Source organism: Streptomyces sp. NPDC031132 (assembly GCF_055570595.1).
Genome location: NZ_JBVIGX010000010.1, coordinates 205,753 through 232,720, shown reverse-complemented (window position 1 = coordinate 232,720; position 26,968 = coordinate 205,753). Strand labels below are relative to the sequence as shown.

The window sequence follows — 26,968 nt, the reverse complement described above, 5'->3', positions numbered from 1 at the left end:
AACCCCCCCCCCCCCCCCCTCCCCCCCCCCTCCTCCCTCTTTTCTTCCTTCCCTTTGCCTCTCCCCCCCCAACCCCCCCAACCCCCCCCCCCCCCCCCCCCCCCCCCCCCCCCCCCCCTCGGTGCGGGGTGAGGTGGTGCGTACCGTCCCGCGACGTCCCGTACGGGGGCGGCTCAGCCGCCGGTGGCCGGACGGGCCGCGGCCCGTCCCGCGGCGGCGGGCCGCTCGGTGTGCGCCGGGCGGCGGCTGCCGGCCGGCGTGACCGGGGTCCGCTCGGACCGGATCAGGTGCGGCCGGCCGGAGACGTGCGCGGCGGGCCGGGGCACCGGGGCGTGCGCCTGGCCGGCGGGGGCCTGCACGGTCGCGGGGGCGGGCGCAGGTGCGGGCACGGTGGCGGGCTCCGGCCGGCCGGCGGCCTCGGGGGCGAGCCGGAGCTGCCACTTGCCGCCCGCGGAGAGCATCGGGGTGAGCACGGTGGCGACCGGTACGGGCACGCTTCCGGTCTCCAGCCGGCGGCGCAGCCGCTCCCGCAGCGCGAAGACGCGGGCCTCGACCCCGGCGATCAGCGGCTCGAACCAGGGCAGCGCCAGCATGATCAGCAGACCCGCGGACCAGCCGAGCAGCACGTCGCTGACCCAATGGGTGCCCAGGTACACGGTGGTGGCGCCGACGCTCAGCGAGACGACCGCGGACACCACGGACAGCACCCGCCGGGTGACGGTGGTCGAGGCCAGGTAGGCCAGGATCCCCCAGGTCACAACGGCATTGGCGGTGTGGCCGGAAGGAAATATATCGCCGCCGGCGAAGAGCTCGGCGGAGCCGATCTGCGTGGCGTAGTGCGGCCCGAGCCGGCCGAGGCCGAGCTTGACGGCGCCGACGGTGATGTTGAGCAGGAGCAGCGCCACGCCGAGGGTGATCAGCGGGCGGAGGGTGTGCTGCCGCCAGGAGCGCCAGCCGAGCCATGCGGCGACCATGACCGCGGTGGGTCCGCGCTGGCCCAGGACCACGAGGTAGTCGAGGAAGGCGTGCAGCTGCGGCCACTGCTCGTAGGGCCGGAAGAACATGACCTGCCAGTCCAGGCGGACGAGCCAGGACGTGGTCAGGACGGCCACCACGATCGCGAGGTAGAACGCGAGGGTCGATCCGAGGAGCACGACGCGGTGCCGGCTCATCTGCGGTGTTTGCAGATGAGCCGGTCGCTCTGGTTCCCGGTCCAGCCGGGCGAACACCCGCTCCGGACGGGTCAGGATTTGGTCGGTACGCACTCAATCGACGTTACCGCGCGCCGATGGGCGGCCCGGTCGAATCACGGGCTTTGTGATGACCATGTGATGTGGAGTTGGTCTCACGCGCGGCTTAATTCCTCGGATTTAGGCATTAGTTGGAGCCGCGTTGATCCATTGGCCTGGCCATTGTTTCGCACACTTAGCCGGGGTTTATCGGTGCCGCTCAATTACTTTGCTCAAAGATGGATCGGAATGATCCATTCCGTGATGCGGGCCCTCCGGGAGCGCCGCCCGGGTCCCTACGGGGGTCCCGAGCCGTTCAGCCAGAAGGCCCCGTACGCCGCCGAGGCCAGCGCCACCGCGCCGAGCACCGCGACCGCCCGCCCGGTCCGCCACCGGGCCAGCGCCACCGCCGCCGGCAGCAGCAGCGGGAACGCGGGCAGCAGCAGCCGGGGTTTGGAGCCGAAGTACCCCGACGCGCACAACGCCAGCGCGACGACGATCCCGCAGTAGACGAGGAGCGCGGCCGGCTGGCGCTGCCGCACGCACAGCGCGTACAGCCACAGCACGAGCACGACGCCCGCGATCAGCCCGACCCCGGCGAGGAACGCGGACGAGGCCAGTTTCGCCCCGATGAACCGGGCGAAGGCCCAGCCCCCGTCGAAGCCGTTGCCCCAGCCGCCCTGCACGTCCAGGTAGCCGAGCAGCCCGTCGCCGGTGCGCGCCCCGACCCACAGCACGTACGCGGCAGCCCCCAGCGGGGCCAGCAGCGTCCCGGCCGCCATCCGCCAGGACCGCTCCCCGCGCCGATGGGCCAGTACGGCCGCCACCCACACCGCCGCCACCACCGCGGCGCCGACCGGGCGGGTCAGCCCCGCCCCTGCCGCGAGGAGGCCGGCGGTCAGCCACCGGCCGCGCAGGGCCCCGTACAGCGCCCACGCGGCCAGCGCCGTGAACAGCGACTCGCTGTACGCCATCGACTGCACGACGCCCACGGGCAGCGCGGCCCAGACCCCCGCGGCGAACACCCCGGCCCGGCGGCCGTACAGGAGGTCCGCGACCGCGAAGATCCCCCAGGCCGCCGCGAGCCCGGCCACCACCGAGACCACCAGGCCCGCGGAGCCGTACGACAGCCCGGTCGGCGCCGCGACCAGCCGCTCCAGCCAGGGCAGCAGCGGGAAGAAGGCCAGGTTCGAGTGCACGTCCCCGTTCGGGAGCACCACCTCGTACCCGTACCCTTCGGCGGCGATACGGGCGTACCAGAGCGAGTCCCAGCGCGCCGACAGCAGCGTGTGCGGACTGCTGCCGACGGCCGCGCCCCAGACCGCGAGCGCGGCCAGCCCGAGGAGCCGGACCGCCGCGAAGAGGGCCAGGGCGGGCGCGGCCCGGCGAAATGCAAGATCTTCCACGGGCATGATTATCGGTGGCTCCGGTGCATGCCGTCGGCGCAGAACCACAGGTCGTGACCGCGCGTGTACGCGGTGGGGGCACCTCCCGGCGGTGGGCCGGGGGAGGAGGGGGAGGGCGGGGTGATCCGAGTGGCGCACACCACACCGAGGGCGCCTGCGCTATGAGAGCTTGACCACGTATCGGACAGGCGAACTCGCGTACGCTGACCCTTCACTCGCGTGTCGATGCCGGACCCCGTAGGACGCCGCACAGTGCCCACCACCACCGTGGCTCCGCAAAACGCTGGTCCGCCGAGTGCGAGCGATCACCTGGGAGGTACATGCATGTCGGGGACGAACGCGGCCGCCTTCCGGCTGAGGCTGCACGCCGCCTCCGGCGGGACCAACCGCTGGCTCGTCCTCGCCGTCCTCTGCGTCAGCCTGGTCCTCGTCGCGCTCGACGCGACGATCCTGCACGTGGCCGTCCCCTCCGTCACCGAGGACCTGCGCCCCGGCTCGGTCGAGCTGCTGTGGATCGTCGACGCCTACCCCCTGGTCTGCGCCGCCCTGCTGATCCTCTTCGGCACCCTCGGCGACCGCGTCGGACGCCGCCGGATACTCCTGATCGGCTACGGGCTCTTCGGCGCGGCCTCCGCCCTGGCGGCCCTCGCCGACAACGCCCAGGTCCTGATCGCCGCCCGCGCCCTGCTCGGCGTCGGCGGCGCGATGATCATGCCCGCCACCCTGTCGATCCTGCGGCAGGTCTTCCCCGACCGGCGCGAGCGGGCCCTCGCCATCGGCATCTGGACCGCCGTCGCCGCCATCGGCGCGGCCAGCGGGCCGGTGCTCGGCGGCTTCCTCGTCCAGCACTTCTGGTGGGGCTCCGTCTTCCTGATCAACATCCCGCTGATGGCCCTGATCCTGCCGCTCGGGCGCTGGCTGCTGCCCGAGTCCAAGGGGTCCTGCGACGGTCCCTGGGACGTGCTCGGCGCGCTGACGGCCGCCGGCGGTGTGCTCGCCGTGGTCCTCGGGGTCAAGCGGCTCGGCGCGGAACGCCGGCTCCTCGACGCCGAGGCGCTGGTGCCGCTGCTGCTGGGTGCGGTGCTGTTGATCCTGTTCGTACGGCGGCAGAAGCGGCGTGAGCATCCGCTCATCGACATGCGGATGTTCTCGCGCGCCGCCTTCTCGACGTCCGTCGGGTGCATCGTGCTCGCCATGCTGGCGCTGGTCGGGCTGGAGCTGATCGCGGTCCAGTACCTCCAGCTGGTGCTGCACCTCGGCCCGCTGGAGACCGGGCTGCGGCTGCTGCCGCTCACCTTCGCCGCGATGGCCGCAGGCGCCACCGGGTCGTACACGCTGGCCCGGATCGGGCCGCGCACGATGGTGTCGCTCGGCTTCGTGCTGACGGCGTTCGCCGTGCTGCTGCTCACGTTCATGGGGCAGCACGACCGGCCCGTGCTCCTCACGGTCGGGTTCATCCTGCTCGGCTTCGGGCTGCAGACCACGCTGTTCGCGGCGTACGAATCGATGCTGAGCGAGGCGCCCGCGGACACGGCCGGCGGGGCGGCCTCCATAGGCGAGACCTCGTACCAGCTGGGCGCGGGGATGGGCATCGCGCTGCTCGGCAGTGTCATGAACGCGGCCTATGCCCCGGGGCTGCTGCACGTGCCGGGGGTGTCGGCCTCGGATGCGGCGGGAGCGGCGAATTCGCTGGGCGAGGCGTACCAGATCGCGGGGGCCCTCGGGGGCGCCGCGGGTGAGTCGCTGTACGCGGCGGCGCGGCACTCGTTCGTGCACGGGCTGCACGTCACTCTCGTGGTGAGTGCGGGGCTGTTGCTGGCGGGGGCCTTGATGGCGCTGAAGCTGCCGCGGGCCATGGAGTGCGGCGACCCTGCCGAGTGCGGCGCCGAGCCCGTACGGCTCCCCGCCCAGGCGGGACCCGATGCCCAGCGCGTCTCCGCTGCTGCGCAGCCCGATCGCGACGCGGCCGCCCGTCCCGCCTGACGCCGACTCGTGCCGCGGCGCCGTTCTCGGGGGCCGCTGACCCCGAATTCCGCGCCTCAAACGCCGGCGGGGCCGGAAGGCGGGGGTGGACCGCGGGCGGTCGTGAGGACAAACTTGCACCGCTAGGTTTCGAACCGCAGGTCCGCACCAGGAGGCGCCGTGCCCTTCGTACCCACCGATCCGCTCGGGCTCGACGAGCTCCTCGCGCCCGAGGACCTCGCCATCCGCGACACCGTCCGCGGCTGGGCCGCAGACCGCGTGCTCCCGCACATCGCCGGCTGGTACGAGAGCGGCGAGCTGCCCGGGATCCGGGAGCTGGCGAGGGAGCTCGGCGGGCTCGGGGCGCTCGGGATGTCGCTGGAGGGGTACGGCTGCGCCGGTGCCAGCGCCGTGCAGTACGGGCTCGCCTGCCTCGAGCTGGAGGCCGCCGACTCGGGGATCCGGTCCCTCGTCTCGGTGCAGGGGTCGCTCGCCATGTACGCGATCTGGAAGTACGGCTCCGAGGAGCAGAAGCAGCGCTGGCTCCCCGGCATGGCCGCCGGCGAGCTGATCGGCTGCTTCGGGCTGACCGAGCCCGACGTCGGCTCCGACCCGGCCGCCATGCGCACGTACGCCAAGCGCGACGGCACCGACTGGGTGCTGAACGGCCGCAAGATGTGGATCACCAACGGCAGCGTCGCGGCCGTGGCCGTCGTGTGGGCGCAGACCGACGAGGGGATCCGCGGGTTCGCCGTCCCCACCGACTCGGCCGGGTTCTCCGCGCCCGAGATCAAGCACAAGTGGTCGCTCCGGGCATCCGTGACGAGCGAACTCGTGATGGACGACGTGCGGCTGCCCGCCGATGCGGTGCTTCCGGGGGTCACCGGGCTCAAGGGGCCGCTGGGCTGCCTCAGCCACGCGCGGTACGGGATCATCTGGGGGGCCATGGGCGCGGCGCGCGCCAGCTTCGAGGCCGCGCTCGACTACGCGCGGACGCGGGAGCAGTTCGGCAGGCCCATCGGCGGTTTCCAGCTCACCCAGGCGAAGCTCGCCGACATGGCGCTGGAACTCCACAAGGGCATCCTGCTCGCCCACCACCTGGGGCGGCGGATGGATGCGGGCACCCTGCGGCCGGAGCAGATCAGTTTCGGGAAGCTCAACAACGTCCGCGAGGCCATCGACATCTGCCGCACCGCGCGGACCATCCTCGGTGCCAACGGGATCTCGCTCGAATACCCCGTCATGCGGCACGCCACGAACCTCGAGTCGGTGCTCACCTACGAGGGCACCGTCGAGATGCACCAGTTGGTGCTGGGCAAGGCGCTCACCGGGCTCGACGCCTTCCGGTGAGGGCCCTGCTCAGCTCTGGTTGAAGAAGTCGCGCGAGCGGCCGGCGGGCTCGCCGTTCACGATCTGGGTGTCGGCCGGGGTCAGCAGGAAGACCCTGGTCGCCACCCGCTCGATCGAGCCGCGCAGGCCGAAGGTCAGACCGGCCGCGAAGTCGACCACGCGCTTGGCGTCGGCCGGGTCCATGGACGACAGGTTCACGATCACCGGGACGCCCTCGCGGAACAGTTCGCCGATGCCGCGCGCGTCACGGAAGCCGTCCGGGGTGACCGTCGCGATGCGCCGGCCCTGCTCGACGGCCGACTCCGACGCGACCTTGACCCGGGGGTCGGTGACCCACTGGTCGCCGGGGCCCGAGACGGAACCCTGCGCGGCCTCCGCGTAGTCGTCGTCGTAGTAACGCTCGTCGTCGCTGTCCTCCACGAGACCCAACCAGGCACTCGCCTTGCGTACCGAACCCATGGACGCCTCCTTTCACCGCAGTCAGTCGTCTTCTCTCCGCTGCCCCTATGGTCGTCCATGATGCTGACAACGCGCCAAGTGGATAGCCGCCGCGCAGGGGTTTCGTGACGGTACTGGTGCAGAACATCCGTTGCACCGTCAAGGATCCTGATGGCTACCGCTGCTGTCTGAGTGAAAATACGACTGCCGCCGCCGTGTGGGTGACCGACAGGGACGTACGAGTGAACGATCCGGCTCGATACGATGCGCATCACGCACGCGTATGACACACGGGGGACCGGTTTGTTCGGCATCGTCAGACCCTGCACGCACCGGCTCGGGGAGCGGTTCAAGACGGAGTGGATGGCCCATCTCTGCGGGCTGTGCCTGGCACTTCGCGGGGACCACGGGCAGTTCGCCCGCATCGTCACCAACTACGACGGGCTGCTCGTCTCCGTTCTGACGGAGGCTCAGTCGGGACCGGCGCCCGGCTCGCGGCGCACCGCCGGCCCCTGCCCGCTGCGCGGGATGCGCACCGCCGCGGTGGCCAAGGGCGAGGGTGCGCGGCTCGCGGCCGCCGTCTCGCTCGTGCTCGCCTCGGCGAAGGTACGGGACCACGTGGCGGACCGGGACGGGCTGTTGGCCCGCGCGCCCATCGCAGCCGCCGCGCGCAGGGTGGCCCGTGGCTGGGACCGGGCCGGCGCCCGCACCGGGGCCTCGCTCGGCTTCGACACGGCGGTCCTCGTCGACGCCGTGGACCGGCAGGCCGGCATCGAGACGCTGGCCGGCCCCGGCACGCCGGTGCTCGTCGTGACCGAGCCCACGGAGACCGCGACGGCCGCCGCCTTCGCCCATACCGCGCAGCTGGCCGGACGGCCAGGCAATGCGCCCGCGCTCGCCGAGGCCGGCCGCTACTTCGGGCGCCTCGCGCACCTGCTGGACGCCGTCGAGGACCAGGCCGCGGACGCCGCGGCGGGCGCCTGGAACCCGCTGACGGCCACCGGGACCTCGCTCACCGAGGCCCGGCGGCTGGCCGACGACGCCCTGCACGGCATCAAGCTGGCGCTGCGCGAGGTCGAGTTCGCGGACGCCGGGCTGGCCCACCGGCTGCTCGTGCACGAGCTGAAGACCTCCGTGGACCGGGCCTTCGGGGTCACGGGCTGCGGGCACGTGGGCATGAACGCCGCGGGGCAGGGCGGGTACGGGGCGCCGCCGCAGGGCCACGGCCCGGGCCAGGGCGCGCCGTACGGCAGCGGTCCGTACGCGGGCACCCCGTACGACGGCCAGGGCGGCCACGGCGGCAACCCGTACGGCGGGAATCCGTACGGCGGCGGCGCGGGCGGCCCCGGCGGGCCCTGGACACCCGGACCGCCCATGGGCCCCGGCGGCGGCCTGCCCCCGCAGAAGCCGCGCCGCGGACTGCTCGCCGGCTGCGCGGTGGCCCTCGGGCTGTTCTGCACCTGCCAGCTGTGCTGCACCGACCACGAGGGCCCCTGGTCCCGCGAGAAGCGGGACGCGTGGTGCGACGCCTGCGACGGCTGCGACGGCTGCCCGGACTGCAGCGGCTGCTGCGACTGCTGCAACTGCGACGGGTGCTGCTGTGACGGGTGCGGCTGCGACTGCTGAGTCCGCAGGGGCTTGAGAACCCGTCAGACGCGCACGGGGCCGGACGGCGTACAGGGAGATTCCCGTCCGGGCCCGTGTGGAAGGGGTGAGCGGCATGAGCGATGACGCAGATGATCCGAAGACAGCCTGGCGGAAATGGCACGAGCATCGGGTGGCTTCCGTGTCCGCCCCGTACGGTCCCCTCTCCCTCATCGGCACCCACTGGCTCTCGGACCACCCGGAAGGTCGAATTCCGGCCGTTCCGGGGCGCTGGCGCGCCACCGGGGGCGGGGTGGCGCTGACCGCCTCCGCCGAGGACGGGCTCAGCCTCGACGGCGAGCCCTTCACCGGTGACGCCGTTCTGGCCGCCGACGAGGCCCCGCCCGCGCGCTCCCGGATCGCCGCCGCCCAGGACGTCCGGATCACGGTGATCCGGCGCGAGGGGGAGTGGGCGGTACGGGTCTTCGACCCCGCCTCCGCGGCGCGCCGGGCCTTCGCCGGCATCGAGGCCACGCCGTACGACCCGGACTTCGTGCTGCCGGGGCGCTTCCGGCCGTACGGCGAGGACCGGATCGTCCAGGTGGCGAACGCCGACGGGCGTGAGCGCGGGTTCGGCCTCGGCGGCGAGCTGAGCTTCGCGTACCGGGGCGCCGAACACATCCTCCAGGTCGCCGTCGACGAGGCCGACGGCAGTCTCCGGGCCGTGCTCGGCGATGCCACCGGCGGGAGCTCCAGCTACCGCTTCCGCTTCCTCAGGCCGGGAGTTCCGGACCCGGTGGACGGCTCGATCACCGTCGACCTCAACCGGACCGTGCTGCCGCCCTGCGCCTTCGCGGACCACTTCATCTGCCCGTTCCCGCCCCCTGGGAACACCCTGCCCTTCGAGGTCTCGGCGGGCGAGCGGAGGCTGAAAGATGCCCTTGCCGCCCGAATCTGACGCCGAGACACTCCCGACAGCGCCTTCCGGGGGCTTGTCAGGGGCACGACGAAATCCTGTGCGCCCGCCGTACCCCCGGCTGCGCCTCACGGGCTCCGGCGCCCCCCACTGTCCGCCGGGCCCCCGATCCCTCCCGGGAGGACGAGAAGTGAGGATCAAGAGCATCACCCGTACTCGGCTGCTCGCCGTGGCCGCCGGCCTGGCAGCCGTCGCCGGGCTCGCCGCCCCCACCGCGGCGAGCGCGGACACCGGCTTCAGCGCAGCACGGCTCGCTGCGGCCGGCGCCTCCGTCCAGCGCGCCGACGTCGCCGGCACCGCCTGGTACACCGACCCCGCCAGCGGGACCCTCGTGGTCACCGCCGACTCCACCGTCACCGCCGCGGACCTCGCCAGGATCCGTACCGAAGCCGGAGCCGACGCCGCGGCCCTGCGCATCGAGCGGACCCCAGGCAAGCTGCGCAAGCTGACCTCCGGCGGCGACGCCATCTACACCTCGGGCTGGCGCTGCTCGCTCGGCTTCAACGTGCGCAGCGGGAACACGTACTACGTGCTGACCGCCGGGCACTGCACCGACGGCGCCGGCACCTGGTGGACCAACTCCTCGCACACCACCACGGTCGGCGCGACCGTGGGCTCGAGCTTCCCGAACAACGACTACGGCCTCGTCCGCTACGACAACACCACCCTGGCCCACTCGGGCACCGTCGGCAGCCAGGACATCACCAGCGCCGCCAACGCCACCACCGGGATGTCCGTGACCCGGCGCGGCTCCACCACCGGCACCCACAGCGGCTCGGTGACCGGCCTCAACGCCACCGTCAACTACGGCGGCGGCGACATCGTCTACGGCATGATCCGCACCAACGTCTGCGCCGAGCCCGGCGACAGTGGCGGCCCGCTCTACTCCGGCACCCGCGCGATCGGTCTCACCTCGGGCGGCAGCGGCGACTGCTCCTCGGGCGGAACCACGTTCTTCCAGCCCGTCGTCGAGGCCCTCAACGCCTACGGCGTGAGCGTGTACTGACCCGGCTGCTCTGCGGCACAATGAGCCCCCGCCCAACTCCCGGGCGGGGGCTCGCCTTTGCGGGAAACGGGGTAGCGCGCATGGCCAGTGCACCTTCCGGGCGGGGCGGCTCCGCACCCGACGCGCAGCGGCGGATCCGGCGCAACCGCTGGCTGTTCACCGTGCCCCTCGTGCTGCTCTGTTTCCTCGTCGCCGTACTCGTCTGGGAGATCGTGCGCGGGAACATGCCCGAGGCCTCGCGCGACCACTGGCCCTGGCGGCTCCAGCTGATGAGCCCCGAACCCCTCGCCAGCCTGCTGGCCGTCGCGGCCGGCGCCGTCCTGGCCCGCGCCCAATACGCCCGTACGGTACGGCCCGCGCTGGGCTGGCGGGCCGAGTTCGTGGCGGGCCAGCTGCCCGGCCCCGGCAAGGACTGGAGCGTCGGCGTGCTCAACGGCGGCCAGCACAACGTGGTCGTGGAACACGTGGACTACGGGCTGATCCTGACCGGGGAGCCGGCCTTGCCGCCGGGCGGGGACGTGGAGTGGACGGCGCTGGCGGGCATAGGCGAGCGGCTGGCCGCCGCCGGGCTGCGCGCTACGGTGGACTTCCGGCTGGTCGGGATGGGGGCGGGCTATCCACTGGTCGCCACGGGTACGTACGAGACCGTGGACGTGGGCGTGTTCTCGAAGCGGTTCATCGGCGAGGTGCGGGCCTTCTACATGCGCATCCAGGTCGTCGACAGCGTCGGCGACACCCACGAGCGGATCGTGCAGTGCCTGGAAGGCGCCCGCGAGGCGGTGGTCGCCCCCGTCGAGGACCCGCATCCCGTTACAGCAGCCACTCCAGGGCCTCCGGCTGCGCGTACTGAGCCGCGAAGTGACCGGCCCCCGGCTTGATCACGGCGGTGCTTTGCTTGATGTGTCCGGCCAGCCAGCGAAAGTGTCCCAAGGGCGAGAAGGCGTCCTCGGCACCTCGCCACAACAGGACCCGGCCCCGGATGGAGGCGGGATCGAAGCCCCACGGCCGGCAGAAGGCCAGGCTGTCGTCCAGCCACCCGTCCCCGGAAGTGCGCAGCGCCTCGCGGTAGTTGTCCATCAGCGCCCGGTGCACCTCGTGGTCCGAGAGCACCGGCAGGTCCGCTTCGGACAACTCCGCCCGCAGCTCGTCCAGCAGCCGGCCGGGATCGCTGCTGATCGCTGCCGCCCGGGGGGTGAGCCGTCGCTCCAGGGCCGCCGGATCGCGGGCGGCGAGGGCGTAGTGCTCCGCATTGTGGGCGTTCATACCGGCGAACCAGTCGAGCCCGGCCCCGCCCCACGGCGCCAGGCTGACCAGGGCGGCCGTGCCCGTCACCCGCTCCGGGATCAGCGCCGCGCAGGCCAGGGCGTGCGGACCGCCTCCGGAGCGGCCCACGACGGCGAAGGTGTCCACGCCCAGGGCGTCCGCCACGGCGGCGGAGTCGGCGGCGGCATCGGCCACCGTACGCCCCGGTGCGCGCTCGGAATCCCCGTAGCCGGGCCGGTCGTAGGCGAAGAACCGGATGCCCGGGCAACGCTCCGTGATGTCGCCCAGTGCGGTGCCGAGGCGGCTTCCCGGGGTGCCGTGGTGCAGCAGGACGGGCGGCCCCTCCGGGTCCCCCCAGTCCTCGGCGACGAGTCTGCGGCCGTCCCCTGCCCTCACCTCGACGCGCACCACGCCTCCGCGGTCTTCCGGCTTGCTACGGATGTCCTTAGTCTCGTCACGCAAGCTCGCCTGATGTCCTGATGGAAGCACAGCCACGACCCGGAAGGGGAACCGTGACGGCCATTCAGAATCACCAGCCCGCAGCGATACCGGTGCACGAGGAGCACGCCGGCCGGCCGGCGCCGGCCTCCCTCGCCTCCCTCGCCGCTCGCGGCGGCGCGGACAGCGACCGGTGCATCTCCCGCGTGCTGCCCGGCGAGGTCGCCGCCCCCGCGGTCCGGACGGTCACCTTCAACTCCTCCCTCTGAGCGGGGCGCCCCCGCCGCGATGGAGTCCACCGGGGCCGGTGCCGCCGCAGCCCTCATCCCGTTCCGCGAGTTCGTGGTCAAGGTGCACAGCAGATGCGATCTCGCATGCGACCACTGCTACATCTATGAGCACGCGGACCAGAGTTGGCGGCAGCGGCCCTCGGTGATCCCCGAAGCGGTCGTCGAGCGCTTCGCGGAGCGGCTCGCCGAGCACGCGCGCACCCACGCACTGCCGTCGGTGACCGTCATCCTCCTGGGCGGCGAGCCACTGCTGGCCGGTCCCGCCCGGCTGCGAAAGCTGTTCGAGGCGCTCAGTCGGGCCCTCGACGGGGTAGCCGCCCTCGATCTGCGCATTCACACCAACGGGCTGCGGCTGAACGAGTCCGTCCTCGCGCTGTTCACCGAGTACGGGGTGGGCGTCGGGGTGTCACTCGACGGAGACCGCGCGGCCAACGACAGGCACCGCCGCTACGCGAACGGCCGCAGCAGCCACTCCCGCGTACTCGGCGCGGTCGGCCTCCTCGGCGAGCACCGCCACCGCCCCCTCTACCAGGGGCTTCTCTGCACGATCGACGTGCAGAACGACCCGGCCGCGGTACTCGACGCGCTTCTCGCGCTCACACCGCCGCGCATCGATTTCCTGCTGCCGCACGCCACCTGGGAGGCGCCCCCGCCCCGGCCCGACGGACACCCGGACGCCTACGCCCGATGGCTGCTGCGGCTCTTCGACCACTGGGACGGCCTGGGCCGACCCGTACCGGTACGGCTCTTCGACTCGCTGCTGAGTACCCTGCGGGGCGGGCCGAGCCTGACCGAGTCCTTGGGCCTGACCCCCACCGACCTGGTCGTCGTCGAGACCGACGGCACGCTGGAGCAGGCCGACTCGCTCAAGACCGCCCACGAGGGAGCCGCCGCCACCGGCTTCGACGTCTTCCGGCACGCCTTCGACGAGGTGGCCGCCCACCCCGGCATCCGGGCCCGGCAGCTGGGCCTGGCGGGCGTCAGCGCCGAGTGCCGCGCCTGCCCGGTGGTGCGCTCGTGCGGCGGCGGCCTCTATGCGCACCGTTACCGTGCGGGGAACGGCTTCGACAACCCGTCCGTCTACTGCACCGACCTGAAGGCGCTGGTGGAAGGCGTCGAGCAGCGCATCGCGCGGGCGGCCGTCGCGGCCGAGGCCACCGCGCCGGATGCGCTCGCGGTCGCACAGCAGGAGCTGACCCGGCTTCTGCTGGTCCGCCTGCACGCGGAGCTGGGGGGTCGCGGCGGCCCCGCCGGTGCGGATTGGCAGCGCTCCTGGGAGCTGGTCACAGCCGTCGAGGCGGCGGCGCCGGCCGCGCTCGACGCCGTACTGGACCACCCTTACACCCGCACCTGGCTGCTCGCCGTTCTGGACGCCGTACGGCAGGGCAAGCCGTCGCGGGTGGCGCCCGGGCAGAGGCTGTCTGTCCTGGCCGCCGCGGCTGTGGTGCGGGCGAGGCTGGAGCTGCCCGCGCCCGTGGTCCACGGGGCCGGCGGGCTGTACCTGCCCACCCTCGGGCTGCTGCGCGCAGGCCGCGGGCGGGCCGAGGTTCGGGCCACCGCGGAGGGTTTCTCCGTACGGGGGGAGGACGGTGCCGTACGGAACTTCGTGCCGGGCGGGGAGGCGCCGGACTGGCAGCCGGTCCGGGCCCTGGCGGGCGGGGTCGGGGCGGACACGCCCCCTGGGCCTCTGGCTCTGGAGGACCTGGACCCCGACCGGGGCTGCTTCGCGCGGCCGCCGAGGCCGAGACTGGACGCGGCCGAGGCCGAGCGCTGGGAGCACCGCCTGGCCGAGGCCTGGGAGCTCCTGCACCGGACGGTGCCGGCGCTGGCGCGGGAAACAGCGGCAGGGTTGACGACGTTGACCCCGCTCACCGGCGCGGGGGCGGGGGTGGCGGGGGACGCCGCGCGGTGTGGGCCCGGCGCGCTGGGCGTGCCGTCCGGGGCGGGCGTGAGCGAGACCGCACTCGCGCTGCTCACCGGCCGGCGGCGGGCCCGGCTCCGCGAGCTGACGGAGGTGGCCGACGTGTACGCGTTGGACGGGGAGTGGCTGCACCCGTCGCCGTGGCGGGAGGATCCGGTGCCAGTGTCGCGGCTGCTGGCGGACGCGCACGCGGCGGTGGCGGCGGAGGCATTCCGCCGGGCGGGCGGCGGACCCGGCGGCGGGCCCGGCGGAGCCGACGAGGTCGAGCGCGCCCTGGAACGTCTCGGGAGGGCGGCAGAACTGACGGTGAGCGGCAAGGCGGTGGTGGCAGCGCTGTGCCAGGAGTTCGGATCGTACATGTGAGGTGCGCGGCCGGAAACCGGCCTTCGGCCTGCCGGGACAGCCCTTAGAGGTGGGGGACGAGCAGGGCCGCCGCCGAGCGGGCCCGCTCCAGGGACGCGGCCCGGTCGGCGCCGCGCTGCCCCAGCACCACGCGGGTGCTCAGCCCGTCCAGCAGTGCGAGCAGCTCCGAGGTGCGGGCGGGCACGTCCAGGTCGGCGGCGAAGCGGCCCTGGTCCACGCCCTTGGCGAGCAGGGTCTCCAGGTCCCGCTGCCAGCCGTCGTCGATCTCCTGCTGGGCGCCGCGCAGGTCCTCGTTGGCGGGGGTGCGGGCCCACAGCTCGATCCACAGGGTCCAGCGCGGATCGCGGGGTCCGCGCGGCAGGTAGAGCTCGAGGAAGAGCGCGAGCTTGCGGTGCGCGGTGACCCGGCGGGCCAGCAACTGCGCCCGCTCGGCGGCGAGTCGGTCCTCGCTCCAGCGCAGTGCGGCCAGCAGCAGCCGGTCCTTGCTGCCGAAGTAGTAGAGGATGTGGCCGCCGCTGGTGCCGAGCCGCTCGGCGAGCGCGGACATGGTGAGCTCCGCCAGGCCGCCCTCGGCGATCGCCGCCATGGCCTCTTCCAGCATCCGCTCCTGGGCGATCCGCCCGTCGCGCCGCCGCGCCGACCCCGCTGCCGCCACCCCTGCCGCCTTCCCGATCTTCGTGGGCCGACCTTATCCCGGACAGGGTCTTGACGCGGTCCCGATCGGCGGCGCATCTTGAATGCCATTCAAGAACTTAGAACGTCATTCAAGGTTCAGTGGGTCCACAGTCAGGGGTACGGCGCATGACGCAGCAGGAGACGACGGCCGACGTCGACGAGGTGTTCCGGGTCGAGACCCACGGCATCGACCCCATCCCCGACGCCGAGCGGCACGGCGGCGCCCGGGACCTGTTCTGGCTCTGGTTCGGCTCCAACCTCACCTTCACCTACGTGATCAACGGCGCCCTCGCCGTGGCCTTCGGCCTCTCCTTCTGGCAGGCCACCGCCGTGGTCGTGATCAGCGGACTGTCCTTCTTCGCGGTCAGCGCCGCCGGGCTCAGCGGCATCCGCACCGGCACCGCCACCCTCGTCATCTCCCGGGCCGCCTTCGGCGTCCGCGGGAACTTCCCGGCCGGCGTCCTGAACTGGGTGGTGAGCATCGGCTACACCATCGTCAACACCGTGGTCGGCACCCTCGCCCTGGAGGTGTTCCTCGCCGAGGTCGGCCTCGGTGAAGGGGTGGCGGTACGGGCCCTCGCGCTCGGGATCACCCTCGCGCTCACCTTCGTCGTCGCGATGTGGGGCCACGCCACCGTGCAGTTCGCCGAGCGCTGGATGGCCTACGTCCTCGCCCTCGGCTTCGGCGCGCTCCTCGTCTTCCTCCTGCCCGGCGCCGAGACCGCCGCCCCGGCCGGCGCCGCCGCCCCCGGCCTGTCCGGCTGGAGCCTGGCCTTCGTCGTGATGCTGGCCGGGCCCTTCTCGTACCTGCCGATGCCCGCCGACTACACCCGCTACCTGCCCCGGACCACCTCGCTGAAGTCGATCACCTGGACGGGGGCGCTCGGCGGGTTCGTCTCCTCCGTCGCCCTCGGCGTCGCCGGGGTCGCCGCCGCCACCCAGACCGACATGACCGACGCCGTCACGGGCGCCGAGAGCCTGCTCCCGGGCTGGTTCAAGCCGGTCTTCCTGGCCCTCGTCCTCGGCGGCTCCGTCACCAACTCGATCATCACCCTCTACTCCTCCAGCCTGAACCTCCAGGTCCTCGGCATCCCGTGGAGCCGCGCCCGCGCCATCGTGATCAGTGCGGCGGTCACCGCCGCCGGATCGCTCGCCGCGCTCTTCCTGACCGACTTCACCACCTCGCTGCTCTCCTTCCTCTCCCTGCTGATCATCGTGTTCGCGCCCTGGGGCGGGGTCTTCCTCGCCGACATGCTGCTGCGCCGCTGCCGCTACGACTCCGACGCACTGCACGCCGGGAGCGCGGGCGCCTACTGGTACCGGGCCGGCTACCACCCCGCCGGTATGGCCGCGCTGCTCGCCGGTATGGCCTTCGCTGCGCTGACCTGCGATTCCGAGCTGTGGACCGGCCCGCTCGTGGCCCCGCTCGGGGGCGCCGACCTGACCCTGCTCGGCTCGGTCGTCTCCGCCCTCACGTACTGGGCCCTCGCAGCCCGCCGGGTGCCCGCCTACGCACCGGCCGCCGCCTGATCCCCGCCTACACCCCGGCCGCCTGATCCCCGCCCCCGCCCTCCTGCACCGCCACCTCCGCCGCCTCTGCTCAGGAGCACCACCCATGCCGCACCCCTTCCCCGTCGACCTGCTGCTCACCGGAGCCCGGATCCACACCGTCGACCCGGAGCTGCCCGAGGCCGAGGCCCTGGCCGTGTCCGACGGCCGGATCGTCTGGCTCGGCCCGGACGCGGAGGCCGTCGCCTGGGCGGGCCCGGACACCGAGCGGATCGACGCGGCCGGCCGGCTGGTGCTGCCCGGCTTCGTCGACGCCCACAACCACGTCCGGCTCGGCTCCGACGACGCCTGCGTCCAGCTGGCCGGGGTCCGCACCCTGGAGGCGATCCTCGACCGGATCGGCGCCTGGCGGGAGGCGCACCCCGAAGCCGAGTGGATCGAGGCCGAGGCGTTCGACTACTCCGCGATCCCGGGCGGCCGGATGCCCACCGCCGCCGACCTGGACCCGGTCACCGGGGACGTCCCGGCGATCGTGCTCTCGTACGACGTGCACACGGCCTGGCTGAACACGGCGGCGATGCACCGCCTCGGGGTCGCGAAGGACCGTACCGACCTGCCGTTCGGCACCGCGGCCGTCGACCCGGAGACCGGCGAGCCCACCGGCTTCGTCAAGGACTTCGCGATCAAGGGGCTCTCCCGGGACGGCCACCGGGCACTGCGCGAGCTCGGGGTGCCGTGGGCCTCGCCGGACCGGCAGTACGGCCGCCTCGCCAAGAGCCTGGACGACGCGATCGGCTTCGGCATCACCACGGTCGTGGAACCGCAGAACTCCCTGGACGACCTGGAGCTGTACGAGCGGGCCCGCGCCGAGGGCCGGCTGCGCTCGCGGATCGTGGCGGCGCTGTTCCACCCGCGCGGCACGACGGAGGAGGAACTCGACGCCTTCGCGACGGCGGCGCGCACGTACGCGGGGGACCGGCTGCGGGTGGGCCCGCTCAAGCTGTACATCGACGACGTGGTGGAGCCGCGCACGGCCGCGCTGCTGGAGCCGTACACCGGGTGCGGGGCGCACCGGGGCGAGACCTTCTACCCGGCCGAGGAGTTCGCGGAGCTGCTGGCGCGCCTCGACGCGCGCGGCTTCCAGTGCTTCGTGCACGCCACCGGCGACCGGGGGATCCGAACGGTCCTGGACGCCGTCGAGCACGCCCGTACGGTCAACGGGCCGCGGGACGCGCGCCACCAGGTGGTGCACGTGGAATGCCTGGACCCGGCGGACGTGCCGCGCTTCGCGGCGCTCGGCGTGGTGGCCTGCATGCAGCCGAGGCACTGCGCGCCGGAGATCGCCGGGCCCGGCCAGGACTGGGCGGAGAACGTGGGCGAGGACCGCTGGCACAAGGCGTGGCCGATGCGGAGCCTGGCCGAGGCGGACGCGGTGCTGGCCTTCTCCAGCGACTGGAACGTGGCCGAGATGGACCCGATGATCGGGATCTACACGGCGGTCACCCGCCGCCCGCTGGACGGCGGCGCCCCGTGGCAGCCGGCCGAGACGGTGGACGTGGAGACGGCGGTGTACGGCTACACGATGGGCTCGGCGTACGCCAACTTCCTGGAGGCTGACCGGGGTTCGCTGACGGTGGGCAAGGCGGCGGACTTCGTGGTGCTGTCCCGGGACATCCTCGCCGTGGCCCCGGACCGGATCCCGGGCACGGTGGCGGAGACGGTGGTGGTCGCGGGCGAGGTGGTCCACCAGGCGGACCGGCCCGCCCCCTAGGCGGACACCCTGGCACGGCAGGCTGGACCATCGAACGAATGTTTCGCACGGATATTCGAATTGCTCTATGGTGGAGACGGGGGTGGTGTTCACGTTCGAGCGAAGCAGGAGGCCGCGGGTGCCTGGTTTTACGCATCTGCACACCGTTTCGGGGTTCTCCATGCGCTACGGAGGCTCCCACCCCGAACGGCTGGCGGAGCGAGCCGTCGAGCGGGGGATGGACGCCCTCGCCCTGACCGACCGCGACACCCTTGCGGGTGCGGTGCGGTTCGCGAAGGCATGCGCGAAGGCCGGGATCCGTCCCCTGTTCGGGGCCGACCTGGCCGTGTCGCACGCCCCCGCGCCCGCGGCGGGCCCGGCCCGCGCAGCCGGCCCGGCCGGATCCGGGCACGGCGGGCACGGCGGGCACGGCGGCTCCGGAGAGCCGTCCTCCCGGCGGCGGACCCCCGTCGCGGGCGGCGCCTTCGTCGACGAGTCCGCACCCCGGGCCACCTTCCTCGCCCGCGACGGCGCCACCGGCTGGGCCGAACTGTGCCGGATGGTCACGGCAGCCCACGCGGGCACCGGCGGCGCAGCCCAGGCCCAGCCCGCCGTGCCCTGGGCGGAACTGCGCGGCGTCGGGGTCTACGTACTGCTCGGCCCCGGGTCCGAAGTGGGGCGGGCGCTGGCCGCCGGCCGACCGGACCGGGCCGCCCGGCTGCTCGCGCCCTGGCGGGAGGTCTACGGGGACTCGCTGCGCCTGGAGGCCGTCCACCACGGCCGCACCGGCACCGGCCCCGGCTCGCTGCGCCTGGCCGCCCGTACGGTCGGCTTCGCCGCCGAGCAGGGCGTCCCGGCGGTGCTCACCAACGCCGTCCGGTACGCCGACCCCGGCCAGGGCCCGGTCGCCGACATCCTCGACTCGGCCCGCCGCCTCGTCCCCGTCGACCCCCGCGGCCCCCTCGACAGCGGCGAGCGCTGGCTCAAGGACCCCGCCGCCATGGCCGAGGCCGCCGACCGGATCGCACAGGCCGCCGGCCTCGGCCCCGCCGATGCGCGCCGGCTGCTCGCGGAGACCCGGCGTACTGCCGAGGCCTGCTCGGTGGACCCCGAGGACGACCTCGGCATCGGCTCCGTGCACTTCCCCGAGGCCCATCTCGTCGGCGCGGCCCACCGCACCGCCCAGCGGGTCCTGGCCTCCCGGGCCTCCGCCGGCATGGTGCTGCGCGGCTACGCCGACGACCGCGCGTACTGGGAGCGGATGCACCACGAGCTGGACATCATCGCCTACCACGGCTACGCCTCGTACTTCCTGACGGTCGCCCAAGTCGTGGACGACGTACGCGCCATGGGCATCCGGGTGGCCGCCCGCGGCTCCGGCGCCGGCTCCCTCGTCAACCACCTCCTCGGCATCGCCCACGCCGACCCCGTCGAGCAGGGCCTGCTGATGGAGCGCTTCCTGTCCAAGCGCCGCCGCGTCCTGCCCGACATCGACATCGACGTGGAGTCCGCCCGCCGGCTGGAGGTCTACCGGCGGATCATCGACCGCTTCGGCACCGAGCGCGTCGCCACCGTCTCCATGCCCGAGACCTACCGGGTCCGCCACGCCATCCGCGACGTCGGCGCCGCCCTGTCCATGGACCCGGCCACCGTCGACCGGCTCGCCAAGGCCTTCCCGCACATCCGGGCCCGCGACGCCCGCGCGGCCCTGGCCGAACTGCCCGAACTGCGCGACGTACGGGAGGAGGAGCACGGGCGGCTGTGGGAGCTCGTCGAGGCGCTGGACGCGCTGCCGCGCGGGATCGCCATGCACCCGTGCGGGGTGCTGCTCTCCGACGCCTCGCTGCTGGAGCGCACCCCCGTGGTGCCGACCAGCGGCGAGGGGTTCCCGATGTCCCAGTTCGACAAGGACGACGTGGAGGACCTCGGACTGCTCAAGCTCGACGTGCTGGGCGTACGGATGCAGTCCGCGATGGCGCACGCCGTCGCGGAGATCCGGCGCGGTACGGGGGAGGAGCTCGACCTGGACGACCCGGCGCAGGTCCCTCCGGGCGACGGGGCGACGTACGAGCTCATCCGCTCGGCCGAGACGCTGGGCTGCTTCCAGATCGAGTCGCCGGGCCAGCGCGACCTGGTGGGGCGGCTCCAGCCGTCGACCTTCCACGACCTGGTCGTCGACATCTCGTTGTTCCGCCCCGGTCCGGTCGCCGCCGACATGGTGCGGCCGTTCATCGAGGCGCGGCACGGGCGGGCCCCGGTCCGCTTCCCGCACGAGCACCTGGGGGAGGCGCTGCGCGAGACGTACGGGGTGGTGGTCTTCCACGAGCAGATCATCGAGATCGTCCACGTCATGACCGGCTGCGGGCGCGACGAGGCGGACCGGGTGCGGCGCGGGCTCTCCGACCCGGAATCGCAGGCGCGGATCAAGGTGTGGTTCGCGGCGAAGGCGGGGGAACGGGGCTACTCGGCCGAGGTGATCGGCCGGACCTGGGAGATCGTGGAGGCGTTCGGCTCGTACGGCTTCTGCAAGGCGCACGCGGTGGCCTTCGCCGTGCCGACGTACCAGTCGGCATGGCTGAAGGCGCACCACCCGGCCGCTTTCTACGCCGGACTGCTCACGCACGACCCGGGGATGTACCCGAAGCGGCTGCTGCTGGCGGACGCGCGGCGCCGGGGCGTCCCGGTGCTGCCGCTGGACGTGAACCGGTCGGCGGTCGCCCACCGCATCGAACTGGTGTCCGAAACCGGGGCTCCGCCGGTGTGGGGGCTCCGGCTGGCCCTGGCCGACGTCCACGGCATCAGCGAGGCGGAGGCGCTCCGGATCGAGGAAGGGCAGCCGTACGGATCGCTGCGCGACTTCTGGGACCGGGCGCACCCGGGCCGGCCCGTCGCCCAAAGGCTCGCCCAGGTCGGGGCGCTGGACGCCTTCGGCGCCAACCGGCGCGACCTGCTGCTGCACGTGGCCGAGCTGCACGGCGCGCAGCGCTCGGCGGGGGCCCGGCAGGGCAGCGTCCAGCTCCCGCTGGGCGGCGGGCGGTCCACGGCCCCGGTCGGCCTGCCCGACCTGAACGAGGCAGAGCGGCTCAGCGCGGAGCTGGGCGTGCTCGGCATGGACGCCTCGCGGCACTTGATGGAGGACCACCACGCCTTCCTGGCGGAGCTGGGGGCGGTCCCGGCCAGCAGGCTGCGCGAGGTCGAGCACGGCCGGACGGTACTGGTCGCGGGGGCCAAGGCGGCCACCCAGACCCCGCCGATCCGGTCCGGGAAGCGGGTCGTCTTCACCACGCTGGACGACGGGACGGGCCTGGTCGACCTGGCCTTCTTCGACGACAGCCACGAGGCGTGCGCGCACACCGTCTTCCACTCGTTCCTGCTGCTGGTACGGGGTGTCGTCCAGCGGCGCGGACCGCAGAGCCTGAGCGTGGTCGGCTCGGCGGCCTGGGACCTGGCCGAGCTGGTGGAACTGCGGGCCGCGGGCGGCCTGGACGCGGTCGCGGCCCGCCTGGCCGAACCGCTGCCGGGTGCCGGGGGTGCATCCGACTCCGCCGGCTCCGGGCGCCGCATCCACCTGCCCACCGGGTACGAGATGAACCCGTGGGCCGACCTCCAGCCGGCCGGCGACCGCGCCGCCACCGGCCGCAAGCTGTGGCACTCCAGCCCGGGGAGCGCGGGATGACCCCGGCCAACGGCGTCCTGCACGTACGGTGCGCTCCGGCGGTGTCCGAGGAGGGGTACCGCGAAGTCCTGGAACTCCTGCGGGAGTTCTCCCCGACGGTGCAGGCCCTGCCGCCCCGGGCGGCGCTGGTGCACGTACGCGGCGCCCGGCGGTACTTCGGCGCGGACGCCTGCCGGATCGCCGAGCTGGTACGGCTGCGCGCCCTCGCCCGGCTGGGCACGGACGTACGGATCGGGGTCGCCGGGACCTGGGCGGTGGCGGCGACGGCCTCCGCCCGGGTGCCCGGGCCCGGCGGCGTCCTGGCCGTACCCGAGGGCGGGGCGGACGCCTTCCTCGGGCCGCTGCCGGTGGAGGCCCTGCACGGCATCGGCCCCAAGCAGGCGGAGGCGCTGCGCGGGTACGGACTGCACACGGTCGGCGCGGTCGCGGCCGTCTCCCCGGGCACCGTCGAACGGATCCTGGGCCAGCGGGCGGGCCGACTGGCCGCGGAGCGCGCCCGCGGGATCGACCCGCGCCCCGTCACCCCGAAGGACCTGCCCGCATCGGCCGCCGTCCGCAGCGGCTTCACCCGGCACGAGCTCGACGGCCCGCACGCCCGGGCCGTGCTCCTCGGCCTGGTCGTCCGGCTGGGCGCGGTCCTGCGCGGCCGCCGCCAGGCCGCCCGGTCCCTGTCGCTGACCCTGCAGTTCGCCGGCGGCACCCGCTGGGAGCGCACCCGGCGGCTCACGGAGGCGTCCGCGCACGACGAGGACCTGCGGGCGGCGGCGTACCGCCTGCTGGACGCGGCCGGGCTGCAACGGGCCCGGCTGACCGGCATGGTGCTGCGCGCCGAGGACCTCACGGGCGCCGAGCGGGTGTCCCGGCAGATCTCGCTGGACCCGGTCCGCGAGGCCCGCCTGACGGTGGAGGCGGCCGTCGACCGCGCGAACGCCCGCTTCGGCCCGGGCACGGTCCGCCCCGCCGCCACCTTCCACAAGGCGGCTTAGGGCCTGTCTTTCGGATCATGCCGGGCTCGCGGGGCCTGGTGCGCGCGCTCGCCGCGTTGTCGTCGCTCGCCAACGTCCCCCAGCTACCGCTGGGAGGTGCCCCCACCGCGTTGACTCCCTCCTGCGCCTTGCGATCGCACGCACCAGGCCCCGCTCCCTGATCCGGCCTGATCCAAAGACAGGCCCTAGGCCCCCGAGGCAGTCCCTTGCAGCCCGCCCAGCAGGCGCCGGGCCATTTCGGTGCGGAGCCGGGAGGTCTGGGCCTGGATCAGGTGGAACTGGGCCTCGCGGGCGAGGCGGCCGGCGGTGTTCCCGTACGAGATCGCCCGGCCGCCCGTCGCGGCGACGCAGGCGGTGGCCGCCCGTACGCCGAGCTCCAGGGCGGCCGCCCGGAGCGCCAGCCGGTCCTCGACCCGCTCCTCCGGCGGGAGTTCGTCGCGCAGGGCGTAGGCCTCCGAGCGCAGCCGGGCCGCCTCCTGCGCCACTCGGTGGCCGAGCTCCTCGTACGCGCTGCCTGCGGCGGGGGCCGATCGCAGAAGGAAATCGGACGCGGCGCGCACGTGGCCGAACACGGCGGGGTGGGCGTTCGCGTTCTCGAGATCGTATGCGCGGGCCCACTCCGCCCGGGGCTGCACGGAGATCACCGCGCTCCGCGGGACGAGTACGTCGCGTACCTCCACCGCCACCGTGCTGGTGCCGTTCATCGCCCACAGCGGCGCGGATCCGCCCGCGACCAGCCCGGGGTCGCCGTCAGGCCCGCAGGCCACCGCGGCGAACAGCACCCGGTCGCCAGGGGCGAGGGCGCCCAGGTACACCACGTCGGTGAGGCCCCAGCCGGTCATCCAGGGCACCCGGCCGCTCAGCCGCCACCCGTCGGCGGCCGGTTCGGCGGTGACGGGCGGCCGCGCGTGCCGCAAGAACGCGAAACCGGCCGTGCCCCGCCTGGCACCCGAGGAGAGGGCGGGCGCCCACTGCTCGCGCAGCGCGGCCGCCTCCGGCCCGGTGGCCGCGTGCAGCGCCTTCACGAGGGCGAAGTGCTGGGTGTGCACGAACCACGTGGACGGGTCCGCCGACGACAGCAACTCGGTCACCTCGCGGACCACTTGACGTGTGGTCAGCCCGCTCTCGGGGCGGGGTGCGTGACCGAGCGCCCCGTAGGCGCCGCAGCGGGCGAGGGCGTCGAGGTGCGACCGCGGCACGCCCTCCTGGGCGGTCTCCTCCGCGACGGGCCCCAGCGTGCCCACGACGACCTCGGTGACCGCGGAGACGAGCGGGTCGGCGGCCAGGTCGGGCGGGGTGGCCAGGGCCGTGCCCGCACCGGGAGCCCACTGCATCCGATCACTCACCTCACGCGGAGTAGGGGACCCCATTGTCCCGGGGGCGCGCGGGGGCACGGGTCGACACGCTTTTTTTACTGACGCGTAACTTCCAAGTTTTGCTACTCGCCCGTAATTTGGCCGAAGCAGCACCCCCTTGTGATCCGGATCACGGGACTAACCCCCACGTACTTCCCTGACCCAGCAAGGAGATCACTCGATGCTGCCCTGGCGACGCCTGCTCCGCCCGCTGGCCGTCCTCACCCTCGCCGCAGCCGCCCTCGTCGCCCCCACCGGCGCCGTGCAGGCCGCGTCCGCACCCAGCAGTGGCTGGAACAACTGGTCCTGCAAGCCCTCCGCCGCCCATCCCCGCCCCGTCGTCCTCGTCCACGGCACGTTCGGGAACTCCGTCGACAACTGGCTCGGATTCGCCCCCTACCTCGTCCACCGCGGGTACTGCGTCTACTCGCTCGACTACGGGCAGCTGCCCGGCGTGCCGTTCTTCAACGGGCTCGGCCCCATCGACGAGTCGGCCGGGCAGCTCGACGTCTTCGTCGACAAGGTGCTGGCCTCCACCGGAGCCGCGAAGACCGACATCGTCGGCCACTCGCAGGGCGGCATGATGCCGAACTACTACCTCAAGTTCCTCGGCGGCGCCCCCAAGGTCAACGCCCTGGTCGGGCTCGCTCCCGACAACCACGGAACCACCCTGAGCGGACTCACCCAGCTGCTCCCGTACTTCCCCGGCGCCGAGGACCTGATCAGCTCCGCGACCCCGGGGCTGGCCGACCAGATCGCCGGATCCGCCTTCGTCACCAAGCTGAACGCGGGCGGGGACACCGTCCCCGGGGTCCAGTACACCGTCATCGCGACCAAGTACGACGAGGTCGTCACGCCGTACCGGAGCGCGTTCCTCCAGGGGACCGGCTCCAACGTACGGAACGTCGTGCTCCAGGACCTGTGCCCCCTGGACCTCTCCGAGCACGTCGCCATCGGGCTCACCGACCGGATCGCCTGGCACGAGGCGGTCAACGCCCTCGACCCGGCGCACGCCTCGCGGACCACCTGCGCGTCGGTCTTCGAGTGAAGGTGCCGACGCACAGGCAGCCCGGCTGAACCGGCAGATCCAGCGGCCGCGACGGACTAGCGGCCGCGACCGACTAGCGGCCGTGCCGGACTAGCGGCCGTGCCGGCCCGGCGCCGTCGCACGGCGTCGGGCCACGCCGAACAGCACGGCCGCACCGAGGGCCAGCACGCCGGCCCCGGCGATCGCGATCGCCGGGGTGGCGCCGCTGCCACCCGTCTCGGCCAGGTTGGTGGTGCCCGCGGGGGACTCCGACGGGACCGGGGCGAGGGCGGTGCTGCCGTTCGTCCTCGGGTCGTTGTCGCCGTGGCCGTTGTGCTCCACCGTGGACTTGCCCTCGCCGTCGGCGATCTGCTGGTCCGTCGGCGCCTTGGGTGCGTCCGAGGAGCGGTCGGCGGAAGGCTTGGCGCTCGGCTTCGTACTCGGCTTCGTGCTCGGGGTGGTGCCGGTGCCGGTGCCTCCGCCGGCGCCGCCGGTGCCTCCGCTCGCACCGCTCCCGCCGTTGTCCTTGCCGAACACCACGTCCGAGCAGGTGTAGAAGGCCTCGGGGCTGTCCGAGCGCTGCCAGATGCTGTAGATCAGGTGCCGCCCGGACTTGTTCGGCACACTGCCGGAGAAGACGTAGTCCCCGTTCTGCATGCCCGGGTCGGTGGCCTTCGCGAACGGCGCCGGCTCCAGGTCGGACCACTTCAGCGGCTTCGCCGGGTCGTAGCCGTCCTTCGTGATGTACAGCTCGAAGGAGCCCTTGTGCGGGGCGGTCCCCTTGTACCGGAAGGTGTGCTCGCCCGCGGACATCGGACCGGCCGGCCAGTCGGCGCGGGCCAGGTCCAGGCCCCGGTACTTGTCGTTGCCGGCGGAGCAGAGCTGGCCGTTCGGGATCAACGCCCGGTGGTTGCCGGCCGCGTTGGCGATGTTGACCGCGTTCCAGTCGTAGAACGCCTGCGTGCCGCTCGCCGCCACCGCGGCCTTGCACGCCGCCGACTTCGGAGACTCCGGCCCCTCCGCGTAACAGGCCGCCACCCGGCTGACCGGGTCCGTCATCGAGCCGTGGGCGGCCGCCGGGACCGCGGCATACGCGGCCACCGCGAGCGGGGCGAGACCGACTGCGGCGATACGGGTCACGGTGCGGCGGCGTGCGGGCATGGGTGGATCTCCTTCGGAGCGGCGATGCGGGCACCACGGTCGTGGATGCGCCGGGAGCGCCGGGAACCGGGCCGGGCGGCGCCGCCCCCCGTCGGACCGGCGCCGCCCCAGGCCTCCCTGGCCCCGCCAAGCTAGCCCTCCGCACCAGCGGTTCCACCCCTTTCGGGGCCCTCCCGAAGATCCTTAGGGTGCACTTAAGGCAGGGGTAAGCACCGCCTCAGGAAGGAATCCCGCGAAGCCCTTCCACCCCAGGGTTTCCGGCTCCTCGCTGTCCAAGTCGGTCCAGGCGAATCCACCCCGTGTCGCCCCCGGTGGCTCCCCATCCGGCTCCCCGACCCAGACGCCTGCTGCTTGTTGCGGGGGAAGTCATGCCCCCATCCGACCACCAGGCTGACCACGTTCGACCCCTGTTCCCACCAGCATCCGGGCGCCCGTCATTGGTCATCGCCGGCCGCCCCCGGTCCCACTCCTACGGCCCACAGACGGCCCGGGTGGATCGACTTGTTCGGCGTCGGGACTGCACTCACCTCCGCTTCAATGTCCACCATGGAACTCCGAGAGAAGTGCAAGTGGGCGGCGGACAACCACAGGGTCGGCACGGCC

Annotated in this window: 20 protein-coding genes; 13 read left to right on the top strand and 7 right to left on the bottom strand. The window is 73.6% G+C overall.

The genetic code is table 11. The features are described 5' to 3' along the window. Positions 1–173 precede the first annotated feature (173 nt). Positions 174–1,265 (bottom strand): phosphatase PAP2 family protein, encoded by a 1,092-nt coding sequence (locus tag ACZ49B_RS18055; RefSeq protein ID WP_468306650.1) that lies wholly within the window; start codon positions 1,263–1,265, stop codon positions 174–176. Between the two features lie 260 nt (positions 1,266–1,525). Next, complete coding sequence (locus tag ACZ49B_RS18050; protein WP_468306649.1) at positions 1,526–2,641, bottom strand: glycosyltransferase family 39 protein; 1,116 nt, start codon at positions 2,639–2,641, stop codon at positions 1,526–1,528. 318 nt (positions 2,642–2,959) lie between these two features. Between ACZ49B_RS18050 and ACZ49B_RS18045 the strand changes: the two genes are divergently transcribed. Then, a complete protein-coding gene (locus ACZ49B_RS18045; RefSeq protein ID WP_468306647.1) occupies positions 2,960–4,618 on the top strand; it encodes an MFS transporter in 1,659 nt (552 codons plus the stop codon). A 159-nt stretch (positions 4,619–4,777) separates the two neighbouring features. Then, positions 4,778–5,947, top strand: coding sequence for an acyl-CoA dehydrogenase family protein (locus tag ACZ49B_RS18040; RefSeq protein WP_468306645.1), 1,170 nt, complete (start codon positions 4,778–4,780; stop codon positions 5,945–5,947). Between the two features lie 9 nt (positions 5,948–5,956). Here the strand turns inward: ACZ49B_RS18040 and ACZ49B_RS18035 are convergent, their stop codons facing one another. Continuing rightward, positions 5,957–6,406 (bottom strand): cell division protein SepF, encoded by a 450-nt coding sequence (locus ACZ49B_RS18035; protein ID WP_030302495.1) that lies wholly within the window; start codon positions 6,404–6,406, stop codon positions 5,957–5,959. A 282-nt stretch (positions 6,407–6,688) separates the two neighbouring features. On the opposite strand from ACZ49B_RS18035, the gene ACZ49B_RS18030 reads away from it, so the two are divergent. From ACZ49B_RS18030 to ACZ49B_RS18015, 4 genes are all read left to right on the top strand, one after another. Continuing rightward, positions 6,689–8,011 carry a DUF5685 family protein gene (locus tag ACZ49B_RS18030; protein WP_468306643.1) on the top strand — a complete coding sequence of 441 codons (1,323 nt, stop codon included), beginning with the start codon at positions 6,689–6,691 and terminating at the stop codon, positions 8,009–8,011. Positions 8,012–8,105: 94 nt separating this feature from the next. Next, positions 8,106–8,927 carry a DUF1684 domain-containing protein gene (locus tag ACZ49B_RS18025; RefSeq protein ID WP_468306641.1) on the top strand — a complete coding sequence of 274 codons (822 nt, stop codon included), beginning with the start codon at positions 8,106–8,108 and terminating at the stop codon, positions 8,925–8,927. Positions 8,928–9,075: 148 nt separating this feature from the next. Further along, the gene (locus tag ACZ49B_RS18020; RefSeq protein ID WP_468306639.1) at positions 9,076–9,951 is read left to right on the top strand and encodes a S1 family peptidase; all 876 of its coding nucleotides are present in this window, start codon (positions 9,076–9,078) and stop codon (positions 9,949–9,951) included. Between the two features lie 80 nt (positions 9,952–10,031). After that, complete coding sequence (locus tag ACZ49B_RS18015; protein ID WP_468306636.1) at positions 10,032–10,829, top strand: hypothetical protein; 798 nt, start codon at positions 10,032–10,034, stop codon at positions 10,827–10,829. Here ACZ49B_RS18015 and ACZ49B_RS18010 read toward each other — a convergent pair. Continuing rightward, positions 10,762–11,676, bottom strand: coding sequence for an alpha/beta fold hydrolase (locus ACZ49B_RS18010; protein ID WP_468306633.1), 915 nt, complete (start codon positions 11,674–11,676; stop codon positions 10,762–10,764). The two genes, ACZ49B_RS18015 and ACZ49B_RS18010, sit on opposite strands and share 68 nt — an antisense overlap. 50 nt (positions 11,677–11,726) lie before the next feature. On the opposite strand from ACZ49B_RS18010, the gene ACZ49B_RS18005 reads away from it, so the two are divergent. Continuing rightward, complete coding sequence (locus ACZ49B_RS18005) at positions 11,727–11,921, top strand: hypothetical protein (protein WP_468306632.1); 195 nt, start codon at positions 11,727–11,729, stop codon at positions 11,919–11,921. A gap of 19 nt (positions 11,922–11,940) precedes the next feature. Further along, positions 11,941–14,226: a radical SAM/SPASM protein FxsBH, inactivated beta-hydroxylase extension form gene (fxsBH, locus tag ACZ49B_RS18000; RefSeq protein ID WP_468306629.1), complete on the top strand. Its 2,286-nt coding sequence runs from the start codon at positions 11,941–11,943 to the stop codon at positions 14,224–14,226. A gap of 43 nt (positions 14,227–14,269) precedes the next feature. On the opposite strand, the gene ACZ49B_RS17995 is transcribed toward fxsBH, so the two are convergent. Next, positions 14,270–14,827, bottom strand: a complete 558-nt coding sequence (locus ACZ49B_RS17995; RefSeq protein WP_468306758.1) for a TetR/AcrR family transcriptional regulator — start codon at positions 14,825–14,827, stop codon at positions 14,270–14,272. Between the two features lie 200 nt (positions 14,828–15,027). Here ACZ49B_RS17995 and ACZ49B_RS17990 point away from each other — a divergent pair, with 200 nt between their 5' ends. From ACZ49B_RS17990 to ACZ49B_RS17975, 4 genes are all read left to right on the top strand, one after another. Then, entirely contained in the window at positions 15,028–16,431 is a 1,404-nt protein-coding gene (locus ACZ49B_RS17990; RefSeq protein WP_468306626.1) for a purine-cytosine permease family protein, read from the top strand. Positions 16,432–16,516: 85 nt separating this feature from the next. After that, positions 16,517–18,181 carry an amidohydrolase gene (locus ACZ49B_RS17985; protein WP_468306623.1) on the top strand — a complete coding sequence of 555 codons (1,665 nt, stop codon included), beginning with the start codon at positions 16,517–16,519 and terminating at the stop codon, positions 18,179–18,181. Positions 18,182–18,299: 118 nt separating this feature from the next. Next, positions 18,300–21,836 carry a DNA polymerase III subunit alpha gene (locus tag ACZ49B_RS17980; RefSeq protein ID WP_468306622.1) on the top strand — a complete coding sequence of 1,179 codons (3,537 nt, stop codon included), beginning with the start codon at positions 18,300–18,302 and terminating at the stop codon, positions 21,834–21,836. Next, on the top strand, positions 21,833–22,822 hold the full coding sequence (locus tag ACZ49B_RS17975) for a DNA polymerase Y family protein (RefSeq protein ID WP_468306619.1): 990 nt from the start codon (positions 21,833–21,835) through the stop codon (positions 22,820–22,822). Before ACZ49B_RS17980 ends, ACZ49B_RS17975 begins: the two co-directional genes overlap by 4 nt. Positions 22,823–23,007: 185 nt before the next feature. Here ACZ49B_RS17975 and ACZ49B_RS17970 read toward each other — a convergent pair whose 3' ends face one another. Further along, complete coding sequence (locus ACZ49B_RS17970) at positions 23,008–24,156, bottom strand: acyl-CoA dehydrogenase (protein ID WP_468306616.1); 1,149 nt, start codon at positions 24,154–24,156, stop codon at positions 23,008–23,010. Between the two features lie 202 nt (positions 24,157–24,358). Between ACZ49B_RS17970 and ACZ49B_RS17965 the strand changes: the two genes are divergently transcribed. Further along, positions 24,359–25,225 (top strand): esterase/lipase family protein, encoded by an 867-nt coding sequence (locus ACZ49B_RS17965; RefSeq protein WP_468306613.1) that lies wholly within the window; start codon positions 24,359–24,361, stop codon positions 25,223–25,225. Positions 25,226–25,315: 90 nt separating this feature from the next. On the opposite strand, the gene ACZ49B_RS17960 is transcribed toward ACZ49B_RS17965, so the two are convergent. Beyond that, positions 25,316–26,365 carry a lytic polysaccharide monooxygenase gene (locus tag ACZ49B_RS17960; protein WP_468306611.1) on the bottom strand — a complete coding sequence of 350 codons (1,050 nt, stop codon included), beginning with the start codon at positions 26,363–26,365 and terminating at the stop codon, positions 25,316–25,318. Positions 26,366–26,968 lie beyond the last annotated feature (603 nt).